Here is a 9,852-nt window from a genome sequence, read left to right on the forward strand (position 1 = left end):
GCCAATAGTCTTACGGACGGATCAGCGTCACCACGTCGCCGGTCGGGTCGACCGGGACCGGCGTGCCCGCCGGGGCGCCGCGCGGCAGGCCGCGGGCCTTGTTCGAGACGTAGACGGCGTTGGTCGCGCGGTCGATGGCGATGGTCTGGGGGAAGGTGCCCGTCTCCAGGTTCGCCTTCACCGCATAGGTGTCGGAATCCAGCACCGTCACCGTGCCCGCCTGGCGGTTAGCGACGTAAATCTGCTTGACCGCGCCGTTATAGGCGACGCTCAGGGCGCCCGCGCCGGTGGCGACCTTGTGAATCAGGGCGCCGGTGTCGGCGTTCAGCACCGTCAGTTCGCCCGATTTCTGATTGGCGACGAACAGGCGGCGGCCTTCGGAATCGACGGCGACGTTGATGGTCGAGTCGCCGTGCGACGGCCATTTGCCGACCGTCTCGCCGGTGGTCAGGTCGATGACGGCGACCTCATTGCTGCTCATGCCCGTGACGTAGAGGCGGTTCGTCGAGGGATCGAGCGCCGCGCCCGTCAGGCCGCCGACCGTGGCGGCGATGGTGCGCTCGATCGTGTTGGTCGCGCCGTCGATGACCCAGATCAGGTTCGGCTTGGAGGCGTCGCCCGCCTCGCCGCCGACAACACTGATGTAGACCTTGTTGTTCGCCTCATCGACGACGACCTGGCGGACGTGGGCGCCCTCTTCGTCGCCGTTGCGGATGGTGGCGATCACTGCGCCCGTACGGGCGTTGATGGCCGTGATGACGCCCGCGCGGGTGTCCGTGCCGTACAGCACCTGGGTGCGGGTGTTCAGGTTCAGGCCGAACAGCGGATTGGCCGAGACGTCGACCGAGGATTCCGGCTCCAGCGTCTGACCTTGCAGGCGGACGATCTGGGCCTGGTTGGCGCCGCGCGGGCCGACGGCGGCGACATAGAGGTCGTTGTCGGCCGGGTTGAAGACGATCTCGTACAGGCCGCCGGGGGCGACCTTGACGGTCTTCTCGATCGTCTGGGCCGAGGCGGTCGAGGCCATCGCCAGGGCGGCGAAGGCGGCGGCGGTCAGAATGCCGTTGCGAAGGGTGATCATGGCGGTTCTCCGGGGTGAAATCAGGCGGCCGGGACCAGATCGGTCCAGTAGTCCCCGCGATAGGGGACGGCCAGGAAGTCCTTGTTGATCGTGTCCAGCGTCGCGCGCGGGTCCAGATCGGCGAACAGTTCGGGCTGGATCCACTTGGCCAGGACTTCGGTGGCGACGATATCGATGGGCGAGTTGATCAACTGGTGCGACAAACCGTGCACCCTGCCCTCGCGCACCGCCTTCAGGGTCGACAGGCCCCGCCGCCCGGCCACGCGGCGCAACGAGGCGCGCGAGGTCTCGACGTCGTATTTCGGACCGACGACGAAGCCGCCGGTCTTCTCCAGATGCGGGCCGCCGGTGGCGATGTAGATGTCGGGATCGCGCTCGACCACGAACTCCAGGTTCAGCTTGCCCGACGGCTGTTTCAGCACCTCGGCGCCGATGTTGCGGGCGCCGACGAAGGTCAGATAGTCGCCGATGTTCCCGGCCCCGACCGAGTTGCAGCAGTCCGGTCCATTGCCCGCGTGCGCTTCCAGGAAGACGGTCGGCTTCTGCTCGTCCTTCAGCCCGGCCACACGGTCGGAGATGACCTTCAACCGGGCGGCGCGGAAGGCGTTGTAGGCCTGCGCCTGTTCCTCGCGGCCGATCATGGCCCCCAGCAGGGACAGGCTGCGCGGCTGGTTCTCGAAAGGGTGCTGGAAGAAGTCGATGTAGGCCACACGCACGCCCGCCTGCTCCAGTTGGGCGGTCTGGGCGTCGGTCGGGCCTGAGTCCAGCGACACCAGGGCCACCTGCGGCTGGGCGCCCAGAACCGCCTCGACGTTGAATGCGGCGGCCGAACTCGGCGTCTTGGGCAGGGCCGCCAGCGTCGGCGACTTCTCCAGATAGGCGGCGTAGATGTCCGGGCTGAGGCGGTTCACGTCGCCCGCCCAGGCCGCCAGCAGGTTGACCGGATCAGGATGGATCAGCGACAGGGCGATCAGGAAACGGCTGTCGTCGATCGACAGCTTCGTCACCGGCGGGGTGATCGCCAGCGGCCGGTCGCGCAGATCGATCAGCAGGGAGGTCGGTGCGGCCTGGTCGCGGCGCGTGCAGGCGGCGGCCCCGGTCGCCATCAGGGCGACGGCGCCCATCAGCAGGGCCCGACGTCCCAACCTCACCTCGACCATCGGCCCGATCTCCGCCCATTCATCAGCGACGCCAGCGGCGCCTCGCCTCGACGCTTAATGATAATCAGTGTCAGCTTCAATCGCTGATTTGTCGCATGAAGCGGTACGGCCGTTCAGCGCGGCGGGATGATCCGGGCGAAACGGGCGGCGTCTCCGCGGGGAAGCGCCTGGTCCGGCGCCGCTTCCTGACGCACGGCCTCGGTCAGGGCCTTGGGATCGTCGCAGAAGATGCGGTGCAGCATGGCCATGACGGCCTCGGCGCGTTCGTCAGCCAGCGAATAATAGATGGAGCGCGACTCGCGCCGGGTCTTCACCAGCCCCGACTGGCGCAGCTCGGCCAACTGTTGCGACAGACCCGGCTGGCGTAGGCCCAGCTCCTGTTCCAGCTGACCGACCGAACGCTCTTGCTGAGCGATATGGCACAGGATCAGCAGGCGATTAGCGTTGGCCAGTTGCCGCAGCAGTTCAGCCGCCTCGGGCGCGGCCGCCTTCAACCGTTCCAAATCGTCGCCGGGAGTCATCGCGACGCCGGTCGGTAATACCAGGCGTCATCGCCCGCCAGCACATTGCCGAAGTCGGTCGGCGCCGCCTGAAGCAGGGGCGCGCCCGGCGTCCAGCCCTCGGGCGCCGAGGCCCCTTCCCGATCCGCCGCCTGCAAGGCCGTGACCAGCCGCAGCAGCTCCTCGATCGAGCGGCCGACGTTCATCGGATACCAGCTGATCGCCCGCACCACGCCGTTCGGATCGATGACGAAGGTGGCGCGCACAGAGGCGCTGTCAGGCGCCGCCGGGTCGATCATCCCATAGGCCTGGGCGATGACCATGGAGGGATCTTCGATGATCGGAAACTCCACCGTCACGCCGAAGCGGTCGCGGATGTCCTTCAGCCAGGCCAGGTGGGAATAGAGGCTGTCGACCGACAGACCCAGCAGCTCGCAGCCGATGGCGTTGAAGTCCGCCTGACGCCGGGCCAGGGCGATGAACTCGCTGGTGCAGACCGGGGTGAAATCCGCCGGGTGCGAGAAGAAGGCCAGCCACCGCCCGCGATAGTCGCTCAGCCGACGCTGGCCGCGCGTCGTGCGCGCGGTGAAATCCGGCGCCGCCTCATTGATCCGCAGCGGCCGCAGGAAAGGCGTGTCCGTCATCGAGTCGGTTTCCATGCCATAGGGCTACGCGCAGTCGGGGTGCAGCGCACCTTGAAAACAATTACTTGTATATAATATGTAAATATCTAATTGCTTGATAAAGATCAATGCGGAGAAACGCCGTGACCGACGCCCATATCGACCCTGCCCGCGATCACGCCGCGGACTTGATCCAGGCCGCCCTGGCTGAAGCCAGTCGCCGCCCGGTCGTTAAATCCTTCTTTGACGAGGCCACCTTCACCGTCAGCCATGTCGTGCGCGACCCGAACTCCAGGGCCTGCGCCATTATCGACAGCGTGCTGGATTATGATCCCGCCTCTGGCCGCACCTCGACCGCCTCGGCCGACGCCCTGATCGCCTATGTCGAGGCCGAAGACCTTGAGGTTCACTGGCTGCTGGAGACCCACGCTCACGCCGACCACCTGTCGGCCGCGCCCTACCTGCAGGAACGCCTCGGCGGCCGCCTGGCCATCGGCCGCGACATCATCAAGGTGCAGGACGTCTTCGGCAAAGTATTCAACGAGGGGACCGAGTTCCGCCGCGACGGCAGCCAGTTCGACCAGCTGTTCGACGACGGCGACCGCTTCGCCATCGGCGAGCTTCAGGCCACGGCCCTGCACGTGCCCGGCCACACCCCAGCCTGTCTGGCCTATGTGATCGGCGACGCGGTCTTCCCCGGCGACACCCTGTTCATGCCCGATTACGGCACGGCGCGCTGCGACTTCCCCGGCGGCGACGCGCGGACGCTGTATCGCTCGATCAAGCGGCTGCTGTCCCTGCCCGCCGCGGCGCGCGTCTTCCTGTGCCACGACTACAAGGCGCCGCCCGCCCGCACCGAGTTCGCATGGGAGACGACCATCGGCGATCAGTGCGCCTGCAACATCCACGTCCACGACGGCGTGACAGAGGATGAGTTCGTCCAGATGCGGACCGCCCGCGACGCCACCTTGTCCATGCCGCGCCTGATCCTGCCTTCGGTTCAGGTCAACATGAACGGCGGCCGCATGCCCGAGCCGGAAGACAACGGCGTCCGCTACCTGAAAATGCCCATCAACGCGCTCTGATCCCCAAGCCCTTTAAAGCCCCCTTTCCTCAAAGCCAGAGAACCGCCTCATGGACATCCGCCCCCTGGAAGACCGCCTGCACGTCTCGCCGCAGATCCTGCCTGAGGAGGTCCAGACAGCGGCCGATCAAGGCTATCGCGCCATCATCTCCAACCGCCCCGACGCCGAAGAGCCGGGCCAGCCGATGACCGAGGACATCCGCGCCGCCGCCGAGGCCGCAGGCCTGAGCTTCGTCCACATCCCCATTCGCGGCGGAGCCATGACGCCGGACGACGTGGCGCGCTTCAAGACGGCGCTGGCCGAACTGCCCCAGCCCATCCTCGGCTACTGCCGCTCGGGCACCCGCACCACCTATCTGTGGGCCCTGTCGCAGGCGGGCGAGCGCCCGGCCGAAGAGATCGTCGCCCTAGCCGCCGCCGCCGGCTACGACGTTTCGCCGCTCGGCCCGCGTCTGGAGGGCTGAGGCATGGCCCATCCGCAAGCTTCCCAGACCTGCGACGTCCTGATCGTCGGCGGCGGCGCCGCCGGGATCGCCACGGCGGCCAGCCTGCTGCGCCGCCGCCCCGGCCTTGACGTGGTGATCGTCGAGCCGTCCGAGCGTCACTATTACCAGCCGGGCTGGACGCTGGTCGGCGCGGGCGTCTTCACGCCCGAGCGCACCATGCGCGAGACCTGCCGCCTGATCCCCACGGGCGCCCGCTGGATTCAGGACAGCGTCGTCGACTTCGCGCCCGAAGCCGATCAGGTGCGCCTGTCGGACGGCCGTCGCATCGGCTATCGCGCCCTGGTCGCCGCGCCGGGCATCAAGCTGGACTGGGACGCCGTCCCCGGCTTGAACGAGACGCTGGGCCGCAACGGCGTGACCTCCAACTACCGCTTCGATCTGGCGCCCTATACGTGGAAGCTGGTGCAGGAGCTTAAGGGCGGCCGCGCCCTGTTCACCCAGCCGCCCATGCCGATCAAATGCGCGGGCGCGCCGCAGAAAGCCCTCTATCTGTCGGCCGACCACTGGCAGCGCACCGGCGCCCTCAAGAATGTGGACATCGAGTTCCACAACGCCGGGGCCGTGCTGTTCGGGGTCAAGGACTACGTCCCCGCCCTGATGAAATACATCGAGCGTTACGGCGTCGACCTGCGCTTCAACTCGCGCCTGACCGCCATCGACGGCGAGGCTCGCCGCGCGACCTTCGCCGTCACTGACGCTGACGGCGCCGTCAGCGAAGTCGTCCGCGACTTCGACATGATCCACGTCTGCCCGCCGCAGACCGCGCCCGACTTCATCCGCGCCAGCCCGCTGGCGGCCGACAGCGGCTGGATCGACGTCGATCAGGCCACCCTGCACCACATCCGCCTCGACAACGTCTTCGGCCTGGGCGACGCCTGCTCAGCGCCCAACGCCAAGACGGCCGCCGCCGCCCGCAAACAGGCGCCGGTCGTGGCCGAGAACGTCATCTCCATGCTGGACGGCAAGGCGCTGAAGGCGGTCTACGACGGCTACGGCTCCTGCCCCCTGACGGTCGAGCGCGGCAAGATCGTGCTGGCCGAGTTCGGCTATGGCGGCAAGCTGCTGCCCAGCTTCCCGGCGTGGATGCTGGACGGGCGTCAGCCGACGCGCCGCGCCTGGCACCTGAAGGCGCAGGCCCTGCCGGAAATCTACTGGGTCGGGATGCTGAAGGGCCGCGAATGGCTTTGCGCCCCCGACTGCGTCGAGCCGGGCGTCGCCCCGCGAACGAGGGCCGCGTGATGAGCGAGTCCCTCAGCCTTTTGCAGTATGGCCTGGGCGCCGGGGCGGGGTCGCTGGTCGGCTTCACCCTGGGCCTGGTGGGCGGGGGCGGCTCGATCCTGGCCGTGCCGCTGATCGTCTATCTGGTGGGGGTGAAGGATCCGCACCTGGCCATCGGCACCAGTGCCTTCGCCGTGGCCGCCAACGCCTTCGCCAATCTGCTGAACCACGCCCGACGCGGGGCGGTGAAGTGGAAGATCGCCCTGCTGTTCGCGGCGGCGGGCGTGGTCGGGGCGGCGCTGGGCTCCAGCCTGGGCAAGGCCGTGGACGGGCAGAAGCTGCTGGCCCTGTTCGCCGTGCTGATGCTGGTCGTCGGCGCCCTGATGCTGCGCGGCCGCTCTGCGGCGGGCGACCCGCACGTGACGCTGAACGCGGGCAATGCGCCCAAGCTGGTGGGCACGGGCGCGGCCACGGGGATGCTGTCGGGCTTCTTCGGCATCGGCGGCGGCTTCCTGATCGTGCCCAGCCTGATGGGGTCGACCGGCATGCCCATCTATTACGCCGTCGGCTCGTCCCTGGTCGGCGTCACCGCCTTCGGCCTGACCACCGCCTTCAATTATGCGCTGGCGGGATGGGTGGACTGGCCGCTGGCGGCGGTCTTCATCGGCGGCGGCGTTCTGGGCGGGTTGGCGGGCGCGCGGCTGGCCAAACTGATGTCCAGCCGCAAGGGCCTGCTGAACAGCGTCTTCGCGGGCCTGATCTTCGTGGTGGCCCTCTATATGCTGTATCAGAGCGCCGTAGCCCTGAATCTGATCGGCTAGGCCTGCGGGCCGCCGCGCGAAACGACGGCCCGCAGCCTTTCTATCCGCCGATGGACATGACCACGCGGCCTTCGATCTGGCCCTTGTGCATCCGGGCGAAGATGTCGTTGATGTTGTCCAGCGGCTCGATCGTGTTGATCGACTTCACCTTGCCGTCGGCGGCGAAGTCCAGCGCCTCCTGAAGGTCCAGACGCGTGCCGACTATCGAGCCGCGCACCGTCGTCCCGTTCAGCACCATGTCGAAGATCGACAACGGGAAATCGCCCGCCGGCAGACCGTTCAGCGCCACGGTCGCCCCACGCGACGTCATCCCCAAGGCCTGTTCGAACGCCTTGGGCGAGACGGCCGTGACCAGCACGCCCTGAGCGCCGCCGTCGGTCTGGCGCTTGATGTCGGCGGCGGGATCGTTGGAGGTCTTGGCGTTGACCGTCACCGTCGCGCCCAACCGCCGAGCCAGATCCAACTTGGCGTCGTCGATGTCGACCGCCGCCACGTTCAGCCCCATGGCCTTGGCGTACTGCACGGCCAGATGGCCCAGACCGCCGATGCCCGAGATCACCATCCAGTCGCCCGGCTTGGTGTCGGTCATCTTCAGGCCCTTGTAGACCGTGACCCCGGCGCACAGGATCGGCGCGATCTCCTCGAAGCCGATGTTGTCTGGCAGATGGCCGACGAAGTTCGGATCGGCCACCACATATTCGGCGAAGCTGCCGTTGACCGAGTAGCCGGTGTTCTGCTGCTCGTGGCACAGGGTCTCCCAGCCGCCGAGGCAGTGTTTGCAGTGGCCGCAGGCGGTGTAGAGCCACGGCACGCCGACGCGGTCGCCTTCCTTGACGTGCTTGACCCCGGCGCCGACGCCCGAGACGTAGCCGACGCCTTCGTGGCCCGGAATGAAGGGCGGGTTCGGCTTGACCGGCCAGTCGCCCTCGGCCGCGTGCAGGTCGGTGTGGCAGACGCCGGTGGCCTCGATCTTCACCTGGATCATGCCGGGGCCGGGCGTCGGGATCGGCGCGTCCTCGATCACCAGCGGCTTGCCGAACTCCCGCACGACGGCGGCCTTCATGGTTGCAGCCATGGTCTTTCCTCCTGGGTTGCAATCGCAAGACAAAAGGCGCGAACCGGAGTCCGCGCCTTGATGGAAATCAGAAGAAGCCCAATTTGTCCGGGCTGTAGCTGACCAGCAGGTTCTTGGTCTGCTGATAGTGATCCAGCATCATGCGGTGGTTCTCACGCCCGATGCCCGACTTCTTGTAGCCGCCGAAGGCCGCGTGCGCCGGATACTGGTGGTAGCAGTTGGTCCAGACGCGGCCCGCCTGAACGGCCCGGCCCGCGCGATAGGCGGTGTTCATGTCGCGCGACCACACCCCGGCGCCCAGGCCGTATTCGGTGTCGTTGGCGATGGCGATGGCCTCTTCCAGCGTCTTGAAGGTGGTCACGGCCAGGACGGGGCCGAAGATCTCCTCTTGGAAGATCCGCATGTCGTTCGTGCCCTTGAACACGGTCGGCTTGACGTAATAACCGCCCGCCAGATCATCCTTCAGCACCGCCTGATCGCCGCCGGTCAGCACCTCGGCGCCTTCGTCCTTGCCGATCTTCAGATAGGACAGGATCTTCTTCAGCTGCTGGTCCGAGGCCTGGGCGCCGACCTGGGTGGTCGGGTCCAGCGGGTCGCCCTGCTTGATGGCCTCGACGCGGGCGATCGCCTTCTCGATGAAGGCCTCATAGATGTCTTCGTGGATCAGGGCGCGGCTGGGGCAGGTGCAGACCTCGCCCTGATTGAGCGCGAACATGGCGAAGCCTTCCAGCGCCTTGTCGAGGAAGGCGTCGTCAGCGTCCATCACGTCCTTGAAGAAGATGTTCGGCGACTTGCCGCCCAGCTCCAGCGTCACCGGAATGATGTTCTGGGTGGCGTATTCCATGATCTTCTGGCCGACGGCGGTCGAGCCGGTGAAGGCGATCTTGGCGATGCGCGGATTGGTGGCCAGGGGCTCGCCGACCTCGATCCCCGTGCCCGACACGATGTTGAGCACGCCCGGCGGCAGGATGTCCTGAATCAGCTCCATAAGCAGCAGGATGGAGGCTGGCGTCTGCTCGGCCGGCTTCAACACGATGCAGTTGCCCGCAGCCAGCGCCGGGGCGATCTTCCACGCCGCCATCAGGATGGGGAAGTTCCACGGAATGATCTGGCCGACCACGCCCAGCGGCTCGTGGAAATGATAGGCGACCGTGTCGTTGTCCAGCTCGGAAATGCCGCCTTCCTGCGCGCGGATGCAGCCGGCGAAATAGCGGAAGTGGTCGATGGCCAGCGGGATGTCGGCCGCGAGCGTTTCGCGCACCGGCTTGCCGTTGTCCCAGGTCTCGGCCTCGGCGATGGCCTGAAGGTTCTGCTCCATGCGATCGGCGACGCGGTTCAGGATCAGGGCGCGCTGGGCGACGCTGGTCTTGCCCCAACCGTCCCTGGCCGCGTGGGCGGCGTCCAGCGCCAGCTCGACGTCGGCCGCGTCCGAACGAGCGATCTCGCACAGGACGCGGCCGTTCACCGGGGAGGTGTTCTCGAAATAGCGGCCGTTGACCGGGGCGACCCACTGGCCGCCGATGAAGTTGTCGTAGCGCGCCTTGTATTTCGGCGTCACGGCGCGGACGAATTCGGGTTTGGTCATGGGAACGGCCTCCTTGCGGTTTCCTTGGGCGCCGATTGTCGGCGTCGTTTGAGGCAAGGTCGGTCGACCCGGCGGCCTGTTCCAGACGCCGCCCGGATGGTGCGGCGCACACCTGTCGCAGACTTGCGACAGTTTCCGTCGGGATCGGTCAGTTCAGGTCGATCAGGCCCAGACGGTGCAGCTTGCGGTGCAGTGTGGC

Annotated in this window: 10 protein-coding genes; 4 read left to right on the forward strand and 6 right to left on the reverse strand. The window is 67.4% G+C overall.

Going from position 1 to position 9,852, the window contains the following annotated elements; genetic code table 11:
• Positions 1-10 precede the first annotated feature (10 nt).
• The 4 genes from BDIM_RS01065 to BDIM_RS01080 form a co-directional block, all read right to left on the reverse strand.
• A complete protein-coding gene (locus BDIM_RS01065) occupies positions 11-1,081 on the reverse strand; it encodes a YncE family protein (protein ID WP_003163710.1) in 1,071 nt (356 codons plus the stop codon).
• Between the two features lie 20 nt (positions 1,082-1,101).
• Positions 1,102-2,232, reverse strand: a complete 1,131-nt coding sequence (locus BDIM_RS01070; RefSeq protein WP_248601201.1) for an ABC transporter substrate-binding protein — start codon at positions 2,230-2,232, stop codon at positions 1,102-1,104.
• Positions 2,233-2,354: 122 nt separating this feature from the next.
• Positions 2,355-2,762, reverse strand: coding sequence for an ArsR/SmtB family transcription factor (locus tag BDIM_RS01075; RefSeq protein WP_003163713.1), 408 nt, complete (start codon positions 2,760-2,762; stop codon positions 2,355-2,357).
• Positions 2,759-3,400, reverse strand: a complete 642-nt coding sequence (locus BDIM_RS01080; protein ID WP_003163714.1) for a peroxiredoxin — start codon at positions 3,398-3,400, stop codon at positions 2,759-2,761. The genes BDIM_RS01075 and BDIM_RS01080 overlap by 4 nt, the downstream gene beginning before the upstream one ends.
• Positions 3,401-3,492: 92 nt before the next feature.
• Between BDIM_RS01080 and BDIM_RS01085 the strand changes: the two genes are divergently transcribed.
• From BDIM_RS01085 to BDIM_RS01100, 4 genes are read left to right on the forward strand one after another with little or no spacing between them, the layout of a single operon-like run.
• Complete coding sequence (locus tag BDIM_RS01085) at positions 3,493-4,449, forward strand: MBL fold metallo-hydrolase (protein WP_003163715.1); 957 nt, start codon at positions 3,493-3,495, stop codon at positions 4,447-4,449.
• A gap of 49 nt (positions 4,450-4,498) precedes the next feature.
• A complete protein-coding gene (locus tag BDIM_RS01090) occupies positions 4,499-4,912 on the forward strand; it encodes a protein tyrosine phosphatase family protein (RefSeq protein ID WP_003163716.1) in 414 nt (137 codons plus the stop codon).
• Positions 4,913-4,915: 3 nt separating this feature from the next.
• The gene (locus BDIM_RS01095; RefSeq protein ID WP_003163717.1) at positions 4,916-6,193 is read left to right on the forward strand and encodes an NAD(P)/FAD-dependent oxidoreductase; all 1,278 of its coding nucleotides are present in this window, start codon (positions 4,916-4,918) and stop codon (positions 6,191-6,193) included.
• Positions 6,193-6,993: a sulfite exporter TauE/SafE family protein gene (locus tag BDIM_RS01100; RefSeq protein WP_040344489.1), complete on the forward strand. Its 801-nt coding sequence runs from the start codon at positions 6,193-6,195 to the stop codon at positions 6,991-6,993. Before BDIM_RS01095 ends, BDIM_RS01100 begins: the two co-directional genes overlap by 1 nt.
• A 40-nt stretch (positions 6,994-7,033) precedes the next feature.
• Here BDIM_RS01100 and adhP read toward each other — a convergent pair whose 3' ends face one another.
• Entirely contained in the window at positions 7,034-8,068 is a 1,035-nt protein-coding gene (adhP, locus tag BDIM_RS01105) for an alcohol dehydrogenase AdhP (RefSeq protein WP_040344490.1), read from the reverse strand.
• 67 nt (positions 8,069-8,135) lie between these two features.
• Positions 8,136-9,653 carry an acetaldehyde dehydrogenase ExaC gene (gene exaC / locus BDIM_RS01110; protein WP_003163720.1) on the reverse strand — a complete coding sequence of 506 codons (1,518 nt, stop codon included), beginning with the start codon at positions 9,651-9,653 and terminating at the stop codon, positions 8,136-8,138.
• Between the last annotated feature and the right edge of the window lie 199 nt (positions 9,654-9,852).

It is taken from the genome of Brevundimonas diminuta ATCC 11568, from assembly GCF_000204035.1.
Taxonomy (GTDB): domain Bacteria; phylum Pseudomonadota; class Alphaproteobacteria; order Caulobacterales; family Caulobacteraceae; genus Brevundimonas; species Brevundimonas diminuta.

What these genes read in the sequence shown, in the direction of transcription:
- BDIM_RS01075 (WP_003163713.1), bottom strand. Translation starts at nt 2,762, where the DNA reads ATGACTCCCGGCGACGATTTGGAACGGTTGAAGGCGGCCGCGCCCGAG.
- BDIM_RS01085 (WP_003163715.1), top strand. Translation starts at nt 3,493, where the DNA reads ATGCGGAGAAACGCCGTGACCGACGCCCATATCGACCCTGCCCGCGAT.
- BDIM_RS01095 (WP_003163717.1), top strand. Translation starts at nt 4,916, where the DNA reads ATGGCCCATCCGCAAGCTTCCCAGACCTGCGACGTCCTGATCGTCGGC.
- BDIM_RS01065 (WP_003163710.1), bottom strand. Translation starts at nt 1,081, where the DNA reads ATGATCACCCTTCGCAACGGCATTCTGACCGCCGCCGCCTTCGCCGCC.
- BDIM_RS01080 (WP_003163714.1), bottom strand. Translation starts at nt 3,400, where the DNA reads ATGGAAACCGACTCGATGACGGACACGCCTTTCCTGCGGCCGCTGCGG.
- BDIM_RS01100 (WP_040344489.1), top strand. Translation starts at nt 6,193, where the DNA reads ATGAGCGAGTCCCTCAGCCTTTTGCAGTATGGCCTGGGCGCCGGGGCG.
- exaC (WP_003163720.1), bottom strand. Translation starts at nt 9,653, where the DNA reads ATGACCAAACCCGAATTCGTCCGCGCCGTGACGCCGAAATACAAGGCG.
- adhP (WP_040344490.1), bottom strand. Translation starts at nt 8,068, where the DNA reads ATGGCTGCAACCATGAAGGCCGCCGTCGTGCGGGAGTTCGGCAAGCCG.
- BDIM_RS01090 (WP_003163716.1), top strand. Translation starts at nt 4,499, where the DNA reads ATGGACATCCGCCCCCTGGAAGACCGCCTGCACGTCTCGCCGCAGATC.